Origin of the sequence: Pantoea sp. paga (assembly GCF_007558755.1) — a bacterium.
GTDB classification, from domain to species: Bacteria; Pseudomonadota; Gammaproteobacteria; order Enterobacterales; family Enterobacteriaceae; genus Pantoea; species Pantoea agglomerans.
This window is the reverse complement of the sequence record NZ_VLTF01000002.1, coordinates 517,221-537,828: the sequence shown is the minus strand read 5'-3', so window position 1 is coordinate 537,828 and position 20,608 is coordinate 517,221. Positions and strand designations below refer to the sequence as shown.

Genomic DNA, 20,608 nt, shown 5'->3' with positions numbered 1-20,608 from the left:
CTTTCATCCCCATCTTCCCTTCCGGGTGCTCTATTTTCGGACAACAGGACTCTTTTTTGATGTTATTTACCCTTAAAAAAGTTATCGGCGGGCTGCTTTTACCCTTGCCGTTTCTGCTTTTGCTGATGGCGCTTGGCATTTTACTGCTTTGGTTTACTGGCTGGCAGAAAAGCGGCAAAACCGTGATCACCGTCAGTTGGCTGTTACTGCTGCTGCTGAGCCTGCAACCGCTGGCCGATCGTCTGCTTTTGCCGCTGGATAGCCGCTATCCGACCTGGAACGGATCAGAGAAGGTGGACTACATTGTGGTGCTGGGTGGAGGCTACACCTTTAACCCGGCGTGGGCACCCAGCTCGAACCTGCTGAATAACAGTCTGCCGCGCGTGGCAGAAGGCGTTCGTCAGTGGCAGCGGAATCCGCAGTCGACCCTGATTTTTACCGGCGCAGCGGGCGGCACCAACCCAAAGAGTAGCGCCTGGGTAGCGGCACAGGTGGCGGAAAGTCTGGGCATACCCCGCGAACATATTCAGATTCTCGACCAGCCCCGTGACACCGCGGATGAAGCGCAGGCAGTTAAAACCGTGGTGGGCGATCGCCCGTTTCTGCTGGTCACATCAGCGAATCATATGCCGCGGGCAATACGCTTTTTCCACGCTGTCGGGTTGAAACCGATGGCCGCTCCCGCGAATCAGCTGGCGATTACGTCACCGCTGAATGGATGGGAACGGGCGATACCCTCATCGATCTGGCTGAGTCACAGCGAACGTGCGGTCTACGAAACGCTTGGCACACTATTGCAACAGCTGAAAGGCGAGGAATCGGACTCAGCCGAGCCAGGGAAGTAATTGCGCGCGTGCATGGTCAAAACGCGGACGATTAAACGTGCCGGTCTGTACCAGATGATCAATGCAGTCCCACAGTTGATAAACCCACCGACGCCAGACAAAACCTTCTGAAACAGGCGCCCGTTGCAGGTAGCTGTGCAACAGCGCCGTTTCGGCAGGCGAGGTATCCAGATGGATAAGATCGTATTCACGGGGTGCCCAGAGGATGGTGCCCGGCTGTGTCATCGCGATTAACTGGTCACTGCGGCTATCTTTCAGCATGCTCTGCAACTGCACGTTGCCGTGAACCATCACACAGGGATCGTCGAAACCGCGAAACAGATGCGTCAGTCGCGCCCGGCAGCGAAACAGAATCTGGCGATCTTCCAGCGTAAAGGCTGGCGGACGCAGATAGCTCAGGGTCGCCCATAGCACCTCAACCCGTTGTGCATACCAGGCAGGCCAGCTGTTCTGCTGCGTGCTGTCCACTGTACCGACCAGGCCATGGCTGTCGAGCCGGTGCCAGGCCAGCACTCCCTCGACCACCTGTTCGCAAAACTGCTGCCAGCGCTGAGCATCCCGCGCAGGTGCCTCCGCCGTCACGCCATTCAGTCGCGCCAGCAGGAGCATTTCATGCACCGGCGGCTGCTGGCTCATCACCAGACCATAGACTGCCGGCACGGCGATCAGTCCGGCCTGGCCCAGCAGCGCCAGCTTTCTGGCTTCCATCGCCGCCCGGCCCTGATGACGAAAATATTTCGCCACCACCGGCATGGGGCGCCCGTCCCGATCGTATAACGCATAAAGCCGGGTGGGTGGATGTTCACTGATCATTTCGAGGCGGCTGATGGTTTCACCCAGCGCCAGCGTGAGTTCCGATTTAAGCTGTTCCATGCGGCATCCTCCTCAGATGAGTATCACAATATCCTGAAGGAAGTGTTGGAGATAAGTTTAGCGGCGGATCAAGAACGTTGCGCTGAAACGGGGAGACAGGCTCCCCGTTTGTCAGGCCTGCATGGCATCACGAACGCGTTGCAAATCGTCTGGCGTATCCACACCCACACTGGGAATGGTTTTCGCGACGGCGACATGAATTTTTTCGCCGTACCATAAAACACGCAGTTGCTCGAGCAGCTCAATCTGTTCCAGAGGACAAGGCGCCCAGGCGACATAGCGGCGAATAAAACCAGCACGGTAGGCGTAGATGCCAATGTGGCGCAGCAGCGTATCACCGATCTGCTCGCGCGATGCGGCGTACCGTTCACGATCCCAGGGGATGGTCGCCCGTGAAAAATAGAGCGCGTAGCCATTCACATCCATGACGACTTTCACCGCATTCGGATTAAAGGCTTCTTCCACATCGGTGATCGGCACCGCCAGCGTCGCCATCCCGGCCGCCGATCCCGCCAGATTGGTCGCCACCTGACGCACAATCTCGGCCGGAATCATCGGCTCGTCGCCCTGCACGTTTACGATGATTTCATCATCGGCAAACTGATATTTTTCGATCACTTCCGCAAGCCGCTCAGTGCCAGACTGGTGATCGGCGCGCGTCATGCAGACTTCGCCGCCTGCCGCTTCCACTGCCTGCGCCACGTCGGGATGATCGGTGGCAACAATGACCCGGCTGGCACCCGATTCACGGGCCCGCTCCATTACATGCACGACCATCGGTTTACCGTGGATATCGAGCAGCGGCTTGCCGGGTAAGCGGGTTGACGCATAACGCGCAGGAATGATAGCGGTGAAACTCATGGATGAATCTCTTCAACTGACAGCGTGCGGGCTTCTGTTTCCAGCAGCACCGGAATGCCGTCCCGGACCGGGAAGGCCAGGCCGTCGGGTTTGCAGATCAGCTCCTGTTGAGCATTGTTGAAGTAGAGTTTGCCATTGCAAACCGGGCAGGCAACGATTTCGAGTAAACGATGATCCATATGTCCTCCATCAGGGACCGAATGCTTAAGGATTCAAGCATACCATAGCGCGGCTCGTGCGGGATGGGGTAAAACGCCATCCCGCAGCGGCTGCCGCAAAATTGATTAATCCAGCGTCCACAGGGCTGGCCACTGATCGTTAAGCGCGTCGGGTGCCTGCAAAATAGCGACGCTTTCAGCACCCTGCCACGTCGCAAAGCGTTCGATAGCACGCCGGATATCCACTAAAAATCGCGCCGTAACGCGGGTCTTCTTCTCCAGCCAGATATTTTTAATCTCCAGCTGTTTTGCCTGACGCAACATGCGGGCATCCAGTCGCCCTTTTATCTGACCACGATGGAGGATGGGCAAAACAAAATAGCCAAATTTGCGTTTTTCCTCCGGGGTATAGCACTCAATACGATAGTCAAAATTGAACAGCTCCCGCGCGCGCTTGCGATCCCAGACCACCGGATCAAACGGCGACAGCAGCGCGCTGTGCGTCGCCTGCAGCGGCGTCTCCAGCAACGGCAAAGAGTCGCGATGCAGCCACATTGCGCCCAGTCCCTCTGTATTGACGGCGACCAGATCGCCCGCAGCCTGGGCGTCAGCGATAAAGTCATTCACGGGTGCCCGCTTCAGGCGATAGTAATCCGCCAGCCAGGCCGCGCGGAAAACCCCTAAGCTGCGGGCGCTGTTCATCAGCATCTGACGGGTTGCCTCCGCTTCACTGATGCCATGTATCGCATCCTGCCAGTCGGGCATTACGCGGCTGCGCAGATCGTAGACACGCTGAAAATTACGGCGTTCGGTGACCATCAACTCACCGGCACTGAACAGATTTTCCAGATGACGTTTGTGCGGTTTCCATGCCCACCAGCCTGACTTCGGGTTATCGGCGTGGGTAAAATCGGCGGCGCGTACCGGGCCGTTGTCTCTGATCTGCTGCAGTAATCCGGCAATGGCCTGCTGGTGCTCAGCGACCCATTGCGCATTGTATTTCCAGCCCAGACGTTCCGGCGACAGCATGCGATGACGAAGAAGCCTGTAATCGGCACGGGGAATAAAGCAGGCTTCGTGCGCCCAGTACTCAAAGAGTTCACCCTGTGCCAGAGCCTGTTCCAGCCATGCCTGAGGATAGTTCCCCAGGCGACTGAACAGCACCAGATACGGACTACGGGCCACCACATGAATGGTATCGATTTGCAGCAGCGACATGCGGGAAATGCAGTTAATCAGATCCTGATAAACAGCGCGTTTTGCCGGAGCTCGCAGCAGGCCCTGCGCGGCGAGATGAAGGTGGCGTGCTTGCTGTAGCGAAAGTGAATGCGTACTGTTCATCCTCTTCCTTATCAGGCTTCACCTGAACGGGGGCGGGTATCAGGAAATATGGCGACAGAGTTGTTCAATATCGTCCAGTAACGGCGTCACGGCGTTACCGGTCAAACGGGCATCGACCGGCAAATACCACCAGTCAGGCTGGGCAAAGTGACGGCATTTCACCGCGTCCTTTTCGGTCATCAGCAGTTGCTGACCCGCCTGGAGTAATCGGGTCAGTTCATCTTTGCTGTAGGCGTGATGATCGGCAAAGGCGATCTCTGCGACCGGCGTTATACCCTGCTGTTTCAGCGTGGTGAAAAAACGCGGGGGATGACCAATACCGGCCATAGCGACTACCGCACCCAGTTGCTCAGTCGGGCAGCTTTCACCGGTGAGCAGATTGGTGGCCAGCCCGGGCTGAAGTTGCATGGCAATCTCGTCGGGCTGTGCTTCGCCGCCGTTGATGATCACTGCATTGACCTGCTGCAGACGATCGGCACGTTCACGCATCGGTCCGGCAGGCAACCACCAGCCATTACCAAAACGACGGACTCCATCAACCACCACGATTTCGCGATCGCGCTGCAGGGCGTAATGTTGCAGGCCATCATCCGTGATGATCACATCCAGCGAACCCTGTTTCAGTAACGCCTCAATCGCCCGACGCCGTTGAGGCGCGACCGCGACCGGCGCCCCAGTGCGCTGGGCAATCAATACCGGCTCATCCCCGGCCTGTTCGGTGGGGGTCTGCGCCGTGACCAGCAAGGGATAGTGTTCCGCCTTGCCGCCATAGCCTCTGGATACCACGCCAGCGCGCAGGCCGCGCTGCTGTAACGCCTCGACCAGCCAGATGACCACCGGCGTCTTTCCATTCCCGCCAGCAGTCAGGTTACCCACCACCACGACCGGCAGGGGCGCACGCCAGCTTTTACGCCAGCCGCGCCTGTAACTGAAGCGTATCAGGGCCGTGATCGCACCATACAGCAGGCTGAATGGCCATAGCAGCAGCCATAGCGCTGAGCGACCACTCCAGATATGTTCAATCATTGGCCGAATTGCATCTTGTGCAGCTGTGCATAGGCACCGCGTTCTGCTAACAGCACCTGATGCGTACCGCGTTCAACAATCTGGCCATCTTCAATTACCACGATTTCATCCGCTTTCTCGATGGTAGAGAGTCGGTGCGCAATTACCAGCGAGGTACGGTTCTTCTGCAACTCATCCAGTGCAGACTGAATCGCGCGTTCAGACTCGGTATCCAGCGCCGAGGTGGCTTCATCGAGGATCAGGATCGGGCAATCACGTAATAACGCACGGGCAATGGCAATACGCTGACGCTGACCGCCAGATAACAGCACGCCATTCTCGCCAATCATCGTATCCAGGCCTTTATCCATTTTATTGATAAAGTCCATGGCATGCGCCATGGTGGCCGCCTGCTCGATCTCTTCACGACTGTATTGCTCACTGCGGGCATACGCGATGTTATTAGCAATGGTGTCGTTGAAGAGGTGCACATTCTGTGACACCAGCGCCACCTGATTACGCAATGTGCGCAGGCTGTACTCACGCAGATCATGACCGTCCAGCAGGATTTCGCCCTGCTGGATGTCATAAAAGCGGGTCAGCAGGCTCGCCATCGTAGACTTACCGGAACCGGAACGGCCCACCAGCGCCACCGTTTTTCCTGCCGGCAGCGACAGATTGATATTACGCAGTGCCGGAATTTCACGACCAGGGTAGGTAAAGGTCACATCACGGAATTCAATATCCCCTTTAGCACGGGTGATTTCGCGCGTACCGTTATCCACTTCCTGCTCACTATCCAGAATAGAGAAGAGTGTCTGACAGGCCGCCATCCCACGCTGGAACTGGGCGTTGACGTTGGTCAGAGACTTAAGCGGGCGCATCAGGGCAATCATCGAGGAGAAGACCACGGTGATGGTACCGGCTGTCAGGGTATCCATGACGCTGGGGAAGCTGGCGGCATAGAGCACAAAAGCCAGTGCCAGTGACGCGATCAGCTGAATAATCGGATCGGAAATGGAGGAGGCTGAAACGAGTTTCATTCCCTGCTGACGCATCCGGTTACTGACGCGGGAAAAGCGCTCCGATTCAATGTCCTGTCCGCCAAAAATCAGCACTTCTTTGTGCCCTTTCAGCATCTGCTCGGCGCTGGTTGTCACCTGCCCCATAGTGTTCTGCATACTTTTACTGATGGTGCGGAAGCGCTTAGAGACGGTGCGGATAGCAAAGGAGACGATAGGTGCCAGTACAATCAGGATCAGCGACAGCTGCCAGCTGTAGTAGAACATCATGATAAACAGGCCAATAATGGAAGCCCCTTCACGCACTACGGTGACCAGCGCGCCCGAAGAAGAGGAGGCGACCTGCTCAGAATCGTAAGTAATGCGTGACAACAGGGTGCCGGTTGACTGCTGGTCGAAAAACGAAACCGGCATGCCCATCATATGGCTGAACAGACGGCGGCGGATGTTCATCACGACGTTGCCAGAGACCCAGGAGATGCAGTAGCTGGAGATATAACTGGTAACTCCGCGTACCAGCATCAGGCCAATAACCACTAACGGCAGCCACAGCATCACCGATCTGTCAGCTTTACCAAAACCATCATCCAGTAACGGTTTCAACAGTGAGAGCATTAAGGCGTCGCCCGCAGCATTAATAATCAGGGCGACTGAGGCCGCAATTAATCCCGCTTTGTTAGGCGCGATCATCGGCCAGAGTCGGCGAAACGTCTGCCACGTAGAGAGATCTTTATCTTGATGCATTATTTATTCACGCTGTTGGAAATAGCCGGCCATTCTACCTGGATTCGCGTTTGACGCCAAACCACTGATGATACCAACGGGGCATTAATTGATCCCGCAAGGTGGAAACCTGCGCTCTGCCCTGCTCTATCCTGATACTGATTTGTCCTGACTGACCCGTATCCAGCCAGTGAAAACCAGCCGTTCGATAGTTTTCCAGCACATTTTTCGCGGGCATACGCCATGCATTGTAGCGTGCCAGCGAGGCGATAGCGGTGTGGCCTGCGGCTTTACGCAGCAGCAATGAGGTCGACGACGTTCGGCTGCCGTGGTGCGGGACCTGCAGGATATCGACCTTCAGCCCCTGCTTCTCCAGCGCCACCAGCTGGCGTTCCGCTTTCGCTTCAATGTCACCGGTTAACATCAGACGAACCTGACCATCATCGACGATCACCACACAGGAGTCATTATTCCCGCCCGGCAGGGGTGCCGTCAGCGGCCAGACCACCCGAAAGTGGAGCTGCCGCCAGCGCCACTGCGTGCCACGTACGCAGGGTAAGTGTGCCTCATCAGCCAGCGCACTTCTGACTTCAACCGCTGGCCAGCGTTGAATAATCGCCTCCAGCCCGCCAGTATGATCCAGATGTTTATGACTCAGGATGACCTGTTTTAAGCGTAACTGCCTGCGCTCCAGCCACGGAATGATCACCCGACTCCCCGCATTATCGTTCTGCCAGCGCGGGCCGGTATCATACATCACTGCCTCGTCGCCCTGGCTGATCACCAGACTCAGACCGTGCCCGATATCCAGCATATCGATTCGCCAGCCCTGCTCCTGATTTGGCTGGCGACTCAGTATCATTGCCAGCGCTAAGGCGCCGCTGCTTAACGGCAGAGAGAAAAAGAGTTGCGCACGCCAGAGAATCAGACCGCCCCATACCATGACCGTAAACCAGGTTGTACCACTCAGCGGCCACCAGCCTGGTGGCAGCAACGTCAGGCAATGAAACAGTGCACGTAAAGAGAGATCGGCCGCTCCCCAGAAGAAGCCGGATAAATGCGCTACCGGCAGCAGCAGGGCGAGCGTCACCAGAGGCATGGTAATAAACGAGACGACCGGAATCGCGACAACATTTGCCACCAGCGCAGTCAGGCTGATACCGTTAAAAATCGCCACCTGCAACGGCACCATTAAAATCATCATGCCCGCCTGTAAATGCAGCAACTGTACCGGAATCCAGCGCCGTTGCCGACGGAACGCCGCAGGCAGCGGGAACCAGTGATACCAGACCAGCAGCATGCCGACAGCCAGTACCGAGAGCCAGAAGCTGTCAGAGAGCACGGTCAGCGGGTCGGTTACCAGCAGCAACGCAATACAGAACGTCCAGACCTGCCAGCTATTCAGCTGAACACCCGCAAACCGTGTTATCGCCCATAGCGTCAGGGCAAGCAGTGAACGCTCTGCGGGAGGCTGTGCACCGGAAAGCCAGGTATAGATTGCAGCAAACAGCCAGCTCACGATGAGAGGAAAAACATAGCTGATATAACGGGCTGGCAAGATAAATTGCACCCCACGCGCAATCATCCAGCCGGTGCTGGCGGCCAGGGCGATATGCATGCCCGATATCGCCATCAGATGCGCGGTACCGGTATCCCGCAGTAGCTGTCGCGTCTGCTGGCTCATCTCATCCCGAATGCCAAAAGCCAGTGCCTCCAGCGTTGCACGCGCAGGCATTGCACGGGTCCTGTCACGATGCCATAAAATAAATCGCCAGCGGCTATCACAACGATCGCTTACCGCTGCCTGTTCAAGGATTCGTCCCTGAAGCGGCGTATTATTAGCCAGTGCAAAACGCTGCGCATCGAAATCGCCCTCATTAAGGCGGGCATGTACCGGTCGCAGGCGCAGTTTCATCGTCCAGCGTTGTCCTGGACAGTAGATCTCCGGATCAGCATCAAACCAGAGCCAGGCAAAGCGAGGCGGAAAAATCATCCTGCCCTCCTCTTTCAGCAGACGAACCCGGATTTGCTTCCGCTCTTTCCGCAGTTCACTGATCTGAAGGGTGTAGGTGGCAGGACGCGCCGAGAAATTTTCAATATCCCGTACCATGAGACGGGCGTCGTTACAGGCCCATGCCAGAAACAGCAGAGTAATACCGGCCAGACGGACAGGTTGGTAAGGGCAATGCAGCAGAGCCAGTCCTGTGAGGAGGAAGCCCCCCATCACCTCACCGGAAGGCAGCCGGGCCATCAGCAGTAGCGGTAACGTTGCAACGATCGCCAGTCGCGCCAGAACGATCCATGTCAGCATAATCGTATCCATTAATTCAGTTCGATTATTCTGGGCAAAGGCGGTGAAAGTAACAGCGGATGATCAGGCGGGCTGGAGCGGTCTCGCAAAGAAAGTGCGGCGTTGCAGTGTTGATGACAGCAATCCGGATGTCAGGTCTGAGCCTGAATCGCAGACAAAAAAAACGACATCCGGAGATGTCGTTTATCTGGTTCGGTATCGGCTTAGCCGTAGATATTTGCGCGATCGCGCAGCTCTTTGCCTGGCTTAAAGTGGGGAACGTATTTACCTTCCAGATCCACTTTGTCACCCGTTTTCGGGTTACGTCCAGTACGCGGAGCGCGATAGTGCAAAGAAAAGCTGCCGAATCCCCGGATTTCGATGCGTTCGCCCTGTGCCAGCGTAGTGGCCATGTGCTCAAGCATCTCTTTTACTGCATCCTCAACGACTTTCGCCGGTATATGAGTATGCTGTCCCGCCAGTCTTTCGATCAGTTCTGACTTGGTCATGTAACCTCCGGTTTATCCCTGTGGGAATGTATGACAGCTTTTACCGAAACCGGGTGGTTGCCCACCCGGTGCTTCAGGCCGATTACTCGCCTTTAGCCGCTTTGAACGCTTCAGCCATAGCGCTAGAGAAATTGCCTTCTTCCTGTTTGGTGTTAACAGTATTGATAGCTTCTTTCTCATCAGCCTGGTCTTTCGCACGGACAGACAGGCTTACGACACGGTTTTTACGATCAACGCCGGTGAACTTAGCTTCAACGTCGTCGCCAACGTTCAGAACCAGAGTTGCATCTTCAATGCGGTCCAGTGAAGCTTCAGAAGCGCGCAGGTAACCCTCAACGCCGTCTGCTAATTCAACTGTAGCACCTTTAGCATCAACTGCAGTCACTTTACCGGTGACGATGGCACCTTTCTTGTTCAAAGTGATGTAGTTGTTGAACGGATCTTCTGCCAGCTGTTTAACGCCCAGAGAGATACGCTCGCGCTCTGCATCAACCTGCAGTACAACGGCAGCGATTTCGTCGCCTTTTTTGTACTCACGAACGGCTTCTTCGCCAGTCGCGTTCCAGGAGATGTCAGACAGGTGAACCAGACCGTCGATGCCGCCATCCAGGCCGATGAAGATACCGAAGTCAGTGATTGACTTGATTTTACCTTCAACACGATCGCCTTTGTTGTGCGTCTCAGCGAACAGCTGCCATGGGTTAGATTTACACTGCTTCAGACCCAGGGAGATACGACGACGCTCTTCGTCAATGTCCAGAACCATAACTTCAACCACGTCGCCTACGTTAACAACTTTAGACGGATGGATGTTTTTGTTGGTCCAGTCCATTTCAGACACGTGTACCAGACCTTCAACGCCTTCTTCGATTTCCACGAAGCAGCCGTAATCAGTCAGGTTGGTAACACGACCGGTCAGGCGGGTGCCTTCCGGATAGCGTTTAGCGATAGCAACCCATGGATCTTCGCCCAGCTGCTTCAGACCCAGAGAAACACGGGTACGCTCGCGGTCGAACTTCAGCACCTTAACGGTGATTTCGTCGCCCACGTTGACGATTTCGCTTGGATGCTTAACGCGTTTCCATGCCATGTCAGTGATGTGCAGCAGGCCATCAACGCCGCCCAGATCAACGAATGCACCGTAGTCAGTCAGGTTCTTAACGATACCTTTGACTTCCATGCCTTCCTGCAGGTTTTCCAGCAGCTGATCGCGCTCTGCGCTGTTTTCGGATTCGATAACCGCACGACGTGAAACCACGACGTTGTTGCGTTTCTGATCCAGCTTGATCACTTTGAATTCAAGCTCTTTGCCTTCTAGGTGCAGCGTATCGCGCACCGGACGCACATCTACCAGTGAACCTGGCAGGAACGCACGGATACCGTTGAGCTCAACTGTGAAGCCGCCTTTAACTTTGCCGTTGATAACACCGGTAACAGTTTCAGCGTCTTCGTAAGCTTTCTCCAGCGTGATCCATGCTTCATGGCGCTTAGCTTTCTCACGGGACAGCAGGGTTTCACCGAAGCCGTCTTCCACTGCATCCAGAGCAACATCAACTTCGTCGCCTACCTGGATTTCCAGTTCGCCGGCTGCGTTCTTGAACTGCTCTGCAGGAATTGCAGATTCAGATTTCAGACCCGCATCAACCAGAACGACATCTTTGTCGATAGAAACGACGATGCCACGAACGATAGAACCCGGGCGGGTTTCGATTGTTTTTAAGGATTCTTCAAATAGTTGAGCAAAAGATTCAGTCATATTGATAATCTTCAGGATTCTTCAATTTAACGTCCATCTGACTTCATGTCGGATGGGGTTGTTTCACATGCCCGGCACCGGATCCATGGTACAGGGTGGTAGATTCAGTTAAGCCGTAATACCCAGCTTCTCGCGGGCATATTGTAGCGCTTTTTCAATGACTTGATCGATAGACATCTCGGTAGAGTCCAGAACCAATGCATCGCCAGCGGCTACTAAAGGCGCAATTGCGCGATTACGATCGCGGTCGTCGCGTTCTTTTATCTCGGCTAAAAGGCGGTCAAAGTTAACATTAAAGCCATTATCCTGCAACTGTAGCATACGGCGCTGAGCACGCTCTTCCGGGCTGGCATCAAGGAAAATTTTCACTGGCGCATCCGGAAAAACCACGGTGCCCATATCACGGCCATCAGCAATCAGGCCCGGCATCTCGCGGAAACCGCGCTGGCGGCGCAATAACGCTTCGCGTACCCGGGGAAAAGCGGCAACACGTGAGGCGGTGTTGCTGACCTCCTGAGTACGGATTTCACCGGTGACATCTTCACCTTCAAGTATGACCTGCATTTCACCATTTTGTGACACAAAGCGCACATCCAGGTGAGCGGCAATCGGCACCAGCGCTTCTTCAGATTCAATATCCACCTGATGATGCAATGCGGCTAACGCCAGCACGCGATAAATAGCACCGGAGTCCAGCAGATGCCACTGCAACGATTCCGCCATCGCTTTGCACAGGGTTCCCTTTCCCGCTCCACTTGGCCCATCAATAGTTATGACCGGGGCAGTTACTGTCATTATTCCCTCCTGTTGCTGCGTGCTTCCTGACCTTTCGGTCACCATTAATGACTAGCATTATACGCTGCATAGCACGGCTTGGTTACCCTTTCGCACTGATCAGGTTCGTAATCTTAGTCAATTCAGAGGATCTCTGGCCTGTTACAGCCAGATAAAATCAGGGGAGTTCCGGTGCGAACCGCACCGGAAAGGGAGATATCAGGCGCTCTGGCTTATTTTAGCCAGCTGAACGAAATAGTCCGGGAAGGTTTTAGCAGTACAGCCAGGATCGAGAATGGTCACCGGGGTATCAGAAAGTGCAACCAGAGAGAAACACATCGCCATGCGGTGGTCATTGTAGGTACCAATATCCGCATGAATCAGCGTCGCTGGCGGCGTAATACGGATGTAGTCATGACCCTCTTCGACTTCTGCCCCGACTTTACGCAGCTCTGTAGCCATTGCACTCAGTCGATCGGTCTCTTTTACCCGCCAGTTATAAATATTGCGTAACCGGGTGGTGCCCTCTGCAAATAGCGCTGTAGTCGCGATGGTCATTGCAGCATCCGGAATATGGTTCATATCCATATCGATGGCCTGCAGTTTTCCGGCCGTACAGGCAATGTAATCATCGCCCCACTCAATCGTCGCGCCCATCTTTTCCAGCACGTCAGCAAACCGGATGTCACCCTGCACACTCTGGCGTCCAATCCCGGTAACACGAACCGTTCCGCCTTTAATGGCGGCAGCGGCCAGGAAATAGGAAGCGGAAGAGGCATCGCCTTCAACCAGGTAATCACCCGGCGACTGATACTGTTGCTGTCCCTTGATCAGGAAGCGCTGATAGTTCTGATTCTCAACCTCGACGCCAAAGCACTGCATCAGATTGAGGGTAATATCGATGTAAGGTTTCGACACCAAATCACCTTTGATGGTGATGCAGGTATCCTGCTGTGCAAGCGGCGCGGTCATCAGCAGCGCTGTCAGGAACTGGCTGGAAACGCTGCCATCCACACTGACTTCCCCCCCGGTAAAACCACCGCGTAAACGCAGCGGCGGATAGTTTTCGTTTTCCAGGTACTCAATGGTTGCTCCGCCCTGACGAAGTGCGTCAACCAGATGCCCGATCGGACGCTCTTTCATGCGGGGTTCACCGGTCAGTTCGATATCGTGCTGGCCCAGACAAAGCGCCGCGGCCAGCGGACGCATTGCGGTTCCGGCATTGCCCAGAAACAGTGACAGCGGTTGAGATGCGTGCAGTGGCCCGGCATTTCCCGTCACTTCACACAGGGTGCGATCGCTGGAAAGCGTATAGTTTACGCCAAGCGCGGTCAGCGCATTCAGCATGTGCTTAACGTCGTCGCTGTCGAGCAGGTTGGTGAGACGGGTTGTACCTTTAGCCAGAGCAGCCAGCAGCAATGCACGATTGGAAACGCTCTTTGAGCCGGGCAGATTTACCGTGCCGTTGACGCGCGCAATCGGTTGGAGAGTCAGGGAGTCCTGCATGTGAAACGAAATCCTCAAAAAATACAGAGACCTCGCCGTGTGACGAGGTCTGGCATCAGCATCAATGCTGATATCTTAATAATCAGCCGTGACGGCGTTCAAAATCGACCATGAAATCGGTCAGGGCCTTCACACCTTCCAGCGGCATCGCATTATAAATAGAGGCGCGCATACCGCCTACTACACGATGGCCTTTAAGCGCGTGTAATCCCGCCTTAAACGACTCTTCCAGGAACAGCGCATCGAGTGAAGCATCAGCCAACTGGAAAGGGATGTTCATGCGTGAGCGGTTTTCTGTCGCCACATCATTACGATAGAAGCCACTGTGATCGATTACGCCATAAAGCAGGTCAGATTTTGCCTGATTGATACGATCAATTTCAGCCACACCGCCCTTCTCTTTCAGCCATTTAAACACCAGACCTGAGAGATACCATGCAAAAGTCGGCGGGGTGTTAAACATCGAATCGTTATCGGCCAGCACTTTGTAATCGAGGATTGAGGGCACAGAGGCGTGCGCCTGACCCAGCAGATCTTCGCGAACGACAACCAGCGTTAATCCGGCCGGGCCCACATTTTTCTGCGCACCCGCATAGATCACACCGTAACGACTCACATCGATCGGGCGTGACAGAATGGTGGATGAAAAATCAGCAACAACAGTTTTACTGCCAAAGTCGGGCTGTTCGTCAATCGCGATGCCATCAATGGTTTCATTCGGGCAGAAATGCAGGTAAGCGGACGTCTCACTCACCTCCCATTCGCTCATCGGCAGGATGGCCCGTTTACCGTCGCGCGTTGTTTTGACATCCAGCGTGCGTGGGGAACAATACTTTTCCGCTTCTTTTATTGCGCTATGCGCCCAGTAACCACCATCAACATAGTCGGCACTGGTCGCTTTACCCAGCAGATTTCCCGGTACGGCAGCGAACTGCGCACGCGCCCCGCCATGACAGAATAAAACTTTGTAATTGGACGGTATTTTTAGCAGATCACGGAAGTCCTGCTCCGCTTCTTCAGCCACCTGGATAAACTCTTTACTGCGGTGGCTGATCTCCATTACAGAGGTACCCAGACCGCGCCAGTTCGTCAGTTCCTGTTCTGCACGACGAAGCACTTCAACCGGTAGCATCGCCGGGCCAGAGCTAAAATTATAAACTTGCGTCATTTCCCCTCACCACTGTCATATCGAACGGTTATGAATAACCATCCGGTTTTATCACTGCATTCTGATAGCTGCAATCATAAATCAGGGAGCGGTCACATTTTCTGAATCTGGCTCGCCGGAGGTTATGTTACCAATGCAAACCTGCGCGGAATTTTGTGAGGTTTTATCCAGCGCCATTAATCCGCGTTTGGCCTGAGAGCAGAAGTGATGAAAACTAAGCCGGTAAAGTAAGCCGGTAAAAATGTCCCGCCCTGATAGCGGTCTGTTAGCAAAATCCGTATCATTGCGCGCTTTACGCACCCTATGACAACTGAGAGAGCGGCACTATGACGCAAACATTTATCCCGGGCAAAGATGCCGCACTGGAAGACTCCATTGCGCGTTTCCAGAACAAGCTGCAGGATCTTGGCTTTAACATTGAAGAAGCATCCTGGCTTAATCCTGTCCCCCATGTCTGGTCAGTGCATATCCGCGACCGCGATTGCCCGCTCTGTTTTACCAACGGCAAGGGCGCCAGTAAAAAAGCGGCGCTGGCCTCCGCGCTGGGCGAGTATTTCGAGCGTCTCTCAACTAACTATTTTTTTGCTGACTTCTGGCTGGGAAAAAAGATCGCTAACGGCGATTTTGTTCACTATCCCAATGAAAAATGGTTTGCGTTACCTGATGATGAGTCCTTACCTGAAGGTATTCTGGATCCGCGCCTGCGCGCATTTTACGATCCCGACAATGCACTGACGGCTTCCGGCCTGATTGATCTGCAGTCCGGGAATACTGAACGTGGTATCTGCGCCCTGCCCTTTACCCGTCAGTCCGACCAGCAGACTGTCTATATCCCGATGAATATTATCGGCAACCTCTATGTCTCAAACGGCATGTCGGCAGGTAATACCGCGAATGAAGCGCGTGTTCAGGGGCTGTCTGAAGTGTTTGAGCGCTACATTAAAAACCGCATTATTGCTGAAGCGATCAGCCTGCCTGCGATTCCTGATGACGTGATGCAGCGTTATCCTGAGGTGATCGAAGCAATTGCACGTCTTGAAGCGGAAGGCTTCCCGATTTTCGCTTATGACGCCTCTCTCGGCGGTAAATATCCGGTTATCTGCGTGGTGCTGTTTAACCCAACCAACGGTACCTGTTTTGCCTCATTTGGTGCTCACCCTGATTTCGGTGTGGCGCTGGAGCGTACCGTTACCGAGTTGCTGCAGGGCCGAAGCCTCAAAGATCTGGATGTGTTTACCCCACCGACCTTTGATGACGAAGAAGTGGCTGAGCATGCCAACCTTGAAACACACTTCATCGATTCAAGCGGCCTGATCTCCTGGGATCTGTTTAAAGAAACTGCGGATTATCCTTTTGTCGACTGGTCATTCGCGGGCAGCACCGAACAGGAATTCGCCACGCTGATGGCAATCTTCGCCTCGGAAGATCAGGAAGTCTATATTGCAGACTACGAACATCTTGGTGTCTATGCCTGCCGCATCATCGTGCCAGGCATGTCTGATATCTATCCGGCAGAAGATCTGTTCCTGGCGAACAACAGCATGGGAGCGGGCATGCGTGAAACCCTGCTGGCCCTGCCTGACAGCAACTGGAATCCGGAAGAGTATCTGGATCTGATTGGACAGCTTGATGATGAAGGCTTTGATGACTTCACCCGCGTTCGTGAGCTGCTGGGTCTGGCGACCGGTAAAGACAATGGCTGGTACACGCTGCGTGTTGGCGAATTAAAAGCGATGCTGGCGCTGGCGGGCGGCGATCTGGATCAGGCATTGATCTGGACAGAATGGACGATGGAGTTTAACAGCTCAATCTTTACGCCAGAGCGCGCTAACTACTATCGTTGCCTGCAGACCCTGCTGTTACTGGCTATGGAAGATGAGCGTGATCCATTGCAGTATCATCACGCTTTCCTGCGGATGTATGGTGAGAGCGCAATGGAAGCAGCCTCCGCCGCGATCAGTGGTGAGAATCCGTTTAACGGCCTTCAGGCTGTTGATGATGAGCTGCAGGCCTTCCCGGCCCATCAGTCTCTGCTTGCCGCCTACGAAAAACTGCAAAACGCCAAACGTCACTACTGGAAAAACGCGTAAGCCATAACGCGTCAGACTGAAAGCAGACGGCTAAACATGGCACTGGATTTATCTGGTGCCATCCTTCCCCACTTTCTCTATGAAACATTAGCTACTTTAAAATTCCTTCCTATTACATCACATCATTTTAATTAACATATAAGCCATTAATTAATAACACAGCCTGAACTTAAAAAGTGGCGCGTCACTTTATATTAAAATATTTTTGTATTTTTAAAATATATTTATTTTTTTATATTCAGTTAGTTAACTCATTATTTTCTCATTAATTTGCGACCAGTGGGTTACCACCCTGGCAAACATGATCCATATCAATTACTGACCTATACTCCTTTGTTAGTATTTTTTCAGACAACTTCAGGAGTAAGTTAGTGTGAAAACTGACAACCCTTTTAATCTTTTATTACCCGCCGCGATGGCGAAAGTGGCCGAAGACGCGGGTATCTATAAAGCAACCAAACATCCTTTTACGACCTTCTTTCTGGCAATAAACGCCGGCGTATTTATCTCAATCGCATTCGTTTTTTATATTACAGCAACCACCGGTAGCGGCGCGATGCCCTATGGCATAGCCAAACTGATTGGAGGTATCTGCTTCTCACTCGGCTTAATGCTGGTCGTGGTATGCGGTGCTGACCTTTTTACCTCTACTGTATTAATCGTTGTCGCCAAAGCCAGTGGCCGTATCAGCTGGGGACAGCTGGCCCGCAACTGGATTAACGTTTACGCCGGTAACCTTGCAGGCGCACTCTTCTTTGTCGCCCTGATGTGGTTTGCCGGACAGCACATGGTCGCGAATGGTGCCTGGGGATTGAATGTCCTGCAAACCGCCGACCACAAGATGCATCACACCTTCATAGAAGCGGTTTGTCTGGGTACATTGGCCAATCTGCTGGTCTGTCTCGCCGTCTGGATGAGTTACTCAGGCCGCACCCTGACCGATAAGCTGGTCGTGATGATTCTGCCTGTTGCGATGTTTGTCGCAAGCGGTTTCGAACACAGTATCGCCAACATGTTTCTTATACCCTATGCCATTGCTATTCGTGACTTCGCGACACCTGAATTCTGGCAGGCAGCTGGCACCACGGCGGCACAGTTTCACTCACTGACCCTCAGTAACTTTATTATCGACAACCTGATTCCCGTAACGATCGGAAACATTATCGGCGGCGGCGTTCTGGTTGGGTTGACCTACTGGGTTATCTATCTCCGTAAAGGTGACCAGGTTCATTAAACGCATTTTTGACGGCACAGGAAGTTGGCTGTGCCCGACCGTAAAGTCTCCTCATATAAGGCAGGTATATTATGACCGAACTTAATGCAAAACTGGCTTCAGCATGGGAAGGATTTGCTGAAGGCGAATGGCAGAATAGCGTCAATGTGCGCGACTTCATTCAGAAAAACTACACCCCATATGAAGGTGACGAGTCATTCCTGGCGGGTGCCACCGAAGCGACCACCAAACTGTGGGAAAGCGTGCTGGAAGGTATCAAAATTGAGAACCGCACCCACGCGCCAGTCGACTTCGACACCGATCTCGCCTCAACCATTACCTCGCACGACGCGGGTTACATCATTAAGCCATTGGAAAAAATTGTTGGTCTGCAGACCGAAGCGCCATTAAAACGCGCCATCATTCCTTACGGCGGCATCAAAATGGTCGAAGGGTCATGCAAAGTGTATGGCCGTGAACTCGACCCTTCACTGAAAAAAATCTTCACCGAATACCGCAAAACGCACAACCAGGGCGTGTTCGATGTTTATACCCCGGACATTTTGCGCTGCCGTAAATCAGGTATCCTGACCGGCCTTCCTGATGCTTATGGCCGTGGCCGTATTATCGGTGACTATCGTCGTGTGGCGCTGTACGGCATCGATTTCCTGATGGCGGATAAATTCGCTCAGTTCGCCTCACTGCAGGAAGATTTAGAGAATGGCGTTAATCTGGAAGCGACCATTCGTCTGCGTGAAGAGATTTCTGACCAGCATCATGCGCTGGCCCAGATCAAAGAGATGGCAGCAAAATATGGCCATGACATCTCCGGTCCGGCTACCAATGCGGTTGAAGCAGTACAGTGGACTTACTATGGCTACCTGGCTGCAGTTAAATCACAAAACGGTGCTGCCATGTCATTTGGCCGCGTCTCAACCTTCCTTGATGTTTACATCGAACGTGACCTTAAAGCCGGCAAACTGACTGAAGAACAGGCACAGGAACTGATTGACCATCTGGTGATGAAACTGCGCATGGTTCGCTTCCTGCGCACACCTGAATATGATGAGCTGTTCTCAGGTGACCCAATCTGGGCAACGGAATCCCTGGCAGGTATGGGCGTTGATGGCCGTACTCTGGTCTCAAAAAGTACGTTCCGCTTCCTGAATACCCTCTACACCATGGGTCCTTCACCTGAGCCGAACATGACCATCCTGTGGTCAGAAAAACTGCCGATTAATTTCAAAAAATATGCCGCTAAAGTCTCTATCGATACCTCATCTTTGCAGTATGAGAACGATGACCTGATGCGTGCTGATTTCGACAATGATGACTACGCAATCGCCTGCTGCGTGAGCCCGATGATTGTCGGCAAACAAATGCAGTTCTTTGGCGCACGTGCCAACCTGGCGAAAACGCTGCTCTACGCAATCAACGGCGGCGTGGATGAAAAGCTGAAAATGCAGGTTGGACCGAAAGGCGACAAAATCAGCGACGACGTGCTGGATTTCGACACCGTCATGGAGCGTATGGATCACTTCATGGACTGGCTGGCAAAACAGTATGTGACTTCGCTGAACATCATTCACTACATGCATGATAAGTACAGCTACGAAGCGGCACTGATGGCCTTACATGATCGGGATGTCTACCGCACCATGGCCTGTGGTATCGCGGGTCTCTCTGTCGCTGCGGATTCACTTTCTGCCATTAAATATGCCAAAGTGAAACCGATCCGTGACGAAGATGGTCTGGCCATCGACTTCGATATCGAAGGCGAATATCCGCAGTTCGGTAACAACGACTCACGGGTAGATGACCTGGCCTGCGATCTGGTTGAACGCTTCATGAAGAAAATTCAGCAGCTGAACACCTATCGTAATGCCGTGCCGACTCAGTCTGTTCTGACCATTACTTCGAATGTGGTATATGGTAAGAAAACCGGTAACACACCAGATGGACGTCGCGCTGGCGCACCGTTTGGACCAGGTGCTAACCCGATGCATGGTCGTGACCAGAAAGGTGCGGTTGCCTCACTGACTTCCGTCGCGAAACTGCCGTTTGCCTATGCGAAAGATGGTATCTCCTATACCTTCTCAATCGTACCAAACGCGCTGGGTAAAGATGATAACGTGCGGAAAACCAACCTTGCCGGTCTGATGGATGGTTACTTCCATCACGAAGCCAGCATCGAAGGCGGTCAGCACCTCAACGTTAACGTTATGAACCGTGAAATGCTGCTGGATGCGATGGAACATCCAGAGAAATATCCGCAGCTGACCATTCGCGTTTCCGGTTACGCTGTCCGCTTTAACTCACTGACTAAAGAGCAGCAGCAGGATGTGATTACCCGAACCTTCACTCAGTCACTGTAATTACCTGCTCTACCCGATAAAAAAGGCTCCTCGCGGAGCCTTTTATTTAAAGTCTGTTCTGGTGGTCATCTCCATCAAGGTTCCCACCAGAATCGATTT

General features: G+C 53.5%; 16 protein-coding genes. 4 read left to right on the top strand and 12 right to left on the bottom strand.

What is annotated here, in order from left to right; translation table 11 throughout:
• Nucleotides 1-59 precede the first annotated feature (59 nt).
• Nucleotides 60-845: an envelope biogenesis factor ElyC gene (gene elyC / locus FOV68_RS08175; RefSeq protein ID WP_083068550.1), complete on the top strand. Its 786-nt coding sequence runs from the start codon at nucleotides 60-62 to the stop codon at nucleotides 843-845.
• Here the strand turns inward: elyC and FOV68_RS08170 are convergent.
• From FOV68_RS08170 to serC, 12 genes are all read right to left on the bottom strand, one after another.
• Entirely contained in the window at nucleotides 825-1,718 is an 894-nt protein-coding gene (locus FOV68_RS08170; RefSeq protein ID WP_039387601.1) for a fructosamine kinase family protein, read from the bottom strand. The genes elyC and FOV68_RS08170 overlap by 21 nt on opposite strands.
• A 111-nt stretch (nucleotides 1,719-1,829) precedes the next feature.
• Nucleotides 1,830-2,579 carry a 3-deoxy-manno-octulosonate cytidylyltransferase gene (gene kdsB / locus FOV68_RS08165; protein ID WP_010254955.1) on the bottom strand — a complete coding sequence of 250 codons (750 nt, stop codon included), beginning with the start codon at nucleotides 2,577-2,579 and terminating at the stop codon, nucleotides 1,830-1,832.
• Nucleotides 2,576-2,758, bottom strand: a complete 183-nt coding sequence (locus tag FOV68_RS08160) for a Trm112 family protein (RefSeq protein WP_003849374.1) — start codon at nucleotides 2,756-2,758, stop codon at nucleotides 2,576-2,578. The genes kdsB and FOV68_RS08160 overlap by 4 nt, the downstream gene beginning before the upstream one ends.
• 105 nt (nucleotides 2,759-2,863) lie before the next feature.
• Nucleotides 2,864-4,078 carry a winged helix-turn-helix domain-containing protein gene (locus tag FOV68_RS08155; protein WP_143990595.1) on the bottom strand — a complete coding sequence of 405 codons (1,215 nt, stop codon included), beginning with the start codon at nucleotides 4,076-4,078 and terminating at the stop codon, nucleotides 2,864-2,866.
• Between the two features lie 39 nt (nucleotides 4,079-4,117).
• The gene (gene lpxK, locus FOV68_RS08150; RefSeq protein WP_143990594.1) at nucleotides 4,118-5,104 is read right to left on the bottom strand and encodes a tetraacyldisaccharide 4'-kinase; all 987 of its coding nucleotides are present in this window, start codon (nucleotides 5,102-5,104) and stop codon (nucleotides 4,118-4,120) included.
• Nucleotides 5,101-6,849, bottom strand: a complete 1,749-nt coding sequence (gene msbA, locus FOV68_RS08145; RefSeq protein ID WP_143990593.1) for a lipid A ABC transporter ATP-binding protein/permease MsbA — start codon at nucleotides 6,847-6,849, stop codon at nucleotides 5,101-5,103. Before msbA ends, lpxK begins: the two co-directional genes overlap by 4 nt.
• Before the next feature lie 34 nt (nucleotides 6,850-6,883).
• A complete protein-coding gene (locus FOV68_RS08140; RefSeq protein WP_186289722.1) occupies nucleotides 6,884-9,139 on the bottom strand; it encodes a DNA internalization-related competence protein ComEC/Rec2 in 2,256 nt (751 codons plus the stop codon).
• Between the two features lie 203 nt (nucleotides 9,140-9,342).
• On the bottom strand, nucleotides 9,343-9,627 hold the full coding sequence (ihfB, locus tag FOV68_RS08135) for an integration host factor subunit beta (protein ID WP_003849360.1): 285 nt from the start codon (nucleotides 9,625-9,627) through the stop codon (nucleotides 9,343-9,345).
• Nucleotides 9,628-9,709: 82 nt separating this feature from the next.
• Complete coding sequence (gene rpsA, locus FOV68_RS08130) at nucleotides 9,710-11,383, bottom strand: 30S ribosomal protein S1 (RefSeq protein ID WP_003849352.1); 1,674 nt, start codon at nucleotides 11,381-11,383, stop codon at nucleotides 9,710-9,712.
• A 108-nt stretch (nucleotides 11,384-11,491) separates the two neighbouring features.
• Nucleotides 11,492-12,178, bottom strand: a complete 687-nt coding sequence (gene cmk, locus FOV68_RS08125) for a (d)CMP kinase (protein ID WP_031594112.1) — start codon at nucleotides 12,176-12,178, stop codon at nucleotides 11,492-11,494.
• 198 nt (nucleotides 12,179-12,376) lie between these two features.
• Nucleotides 12,377-13,663, bottom strand: a complete 1,287-nt coding sequence (aroA, locus tag FOV68_RS08120) for a 3-phosphoshikimate 1-carboxyvinyltransferase (protein WP_031594113.1) — start codon at nucleotides 13,661-13,663, stop codon at nucleotides 12,377-12,379.
• Nucleotides 13,664-13,745: 82 nt separating this feature from the next.
• Nucleotides 13,746-14,831, bottom strand: a complete 1,086-nt coding sequence (gene serC, locus FOV68_RS08115) for a 3-phosphoserine/phosphohydroxythreonine transaminase (protein WP_010669757.1) — start codon at nucleotides 14,829-14,831, stop codon at nucleotides 13,746-13,748.
• Between the two features lie 326 nt (nucleotides 14,832-15,157).
• Here serC and ycaO point away from each other — a divergent pair, with 326 nt between their 5' ends.
• From ycaO to pflB, 3 genes are all read left to right on the top strand, one after another.
• Nucleotides 15,158-16,921, top strand: coding sequence for a 30S ribosomal protein S12 methylthiotransferase accessory factor YcaO (ycaO, locus tag FOV68_RS08110; protein ID WP_010254940.1), 1,764 nt, complete (start codon nucleotides 15,158-15,160; stop codon nucleotides 16,919-16,921).
• Between the two features lie 373 nt (nucleotides 16,922-17,294).
• Complete coding sequence (gene focA / locus FOV68_RS08105; protein WP_010254939.1) at nucleotides 17,295-18,155, top strand: formate transporter FocA; 861 nt, start codon at nucleotides 17,295-17,297, stop codon at nucleotides 18,153-18,155.
• 71 nt (nucleotides 18,156-18,226) lie between these two features.
• Complete coding sequence (gene pflB, locus FOV68_RS08100) at nucleotides 18,227-20,509, top strand: formate C-acetyltransferase (RefSeq protein WP_064704727.1); 2,283 nt, start codon at nucleotides 18,227-18,229, stop codon at nucleotides 20,507-20,509.
• Nucleotides 20,510-20,608: the final 99 nt, after the last annotated feature.

Bases quoted from the DNA above. Each gene is read 5' to 3' on its own strand.
- elyC (WP_083068550.1), top strand. From the start codon at position 60: ATGTTATTTACCCTTAAAAAAGTTATCGGCGGGCTGCTTTTACCCTTG.
- FOV68_RS08170 (WP_039387601.1), bottom strand. From the start codon at position 1,718: ATGGAACAGCTTAAATCGGAACTCACGCTGGCGCTGGGTGAAACCATC.
- kdsB (WP_010254955.1), bottom strand. From the start codon at position 2,579: ATGAGTTTCACCGCTATCATTCCTGCGCGTTATGCGTCAACCCGCTTA.
- FOV68_RS08160 (WP_003849374.1), bottom strand. From the start codon at position 2,758: ATGGATCATCGTTTACTCGAAATCGTTGCCTGCCCGGTTTGCAATGGC.
- FOV68_RS08155 (WP_143990595.1), bottom strand. From the start codon at position 4,078: ATGAACAGTACGCATTCACTTTCGCTACAGCAAGCACGCCACCTTCAT.
- lpxK (WP_143990594.1), bottom strand. From the start codon at position 5,104: ATGATTGAACATATCTGGAGTGGTCGCTCAGCGCTATGGCTGCTGCTA.
- msbA (WP_143990593.1), bottom strand. From the start codon at position 6,849: ATGCATCAAGATAAAGATCTCTCTACGTGGCAGACGTTTCGCCGACTC.
- FOV68_RS08140 (WP_186289722.1), bottom strand. From the start codon at position 9,139: ATGCTGACATGGATCGTTCTGGCGCGACTGGCGATCGTTGCAACGTTA.
- ihfB (WP_003849360.1), bottom strand. From the start codon at position 9,627: ATGACCAAGTCAGAACTGATCGAAAGACTGGCGGGACAGCATACTCAT.
- rpsA (WP_003849352.1), bottom strand. From the start codon at position 11,383: ATGACTGAATCTTTTGCTCAACTATTTGAAGAATCCTTAAAAACAATC.
- cmk (WP_031594112.1), bottom strand. From the start codon at position 12,178: ATGACAGTAACTGCCCCGGTCATAACTATTGATGGGCCAAGTGGAGCG.
- aroA (WP_031594113.1), bottom strand. From the start codon at position 13,663: ATGCAGGACTCCCTGACTCTCCAACCGATTGCGCGCGTCAACGGCACG.
- serC (WP_010669757.1), bottom strand. From the start codon at position 14,831: ATGACGCAAGTTTATAATTTTAGCTCTGGCCCGGCGATGCTACCGGTT.
- ycaO (WP_010254940.1), top strand. From the start codon at position 15,158: ATGACGCAAACATTTATCCCGGGCAAAGATGCCGCACTGGAAGACTCC.
- pflB (WP_064704727.1), top strand. From the start codon at position 18,227: ATGACCGAACTTAATGCAAAACTGGCTTCAGCATGGGAAGGATTTGCT.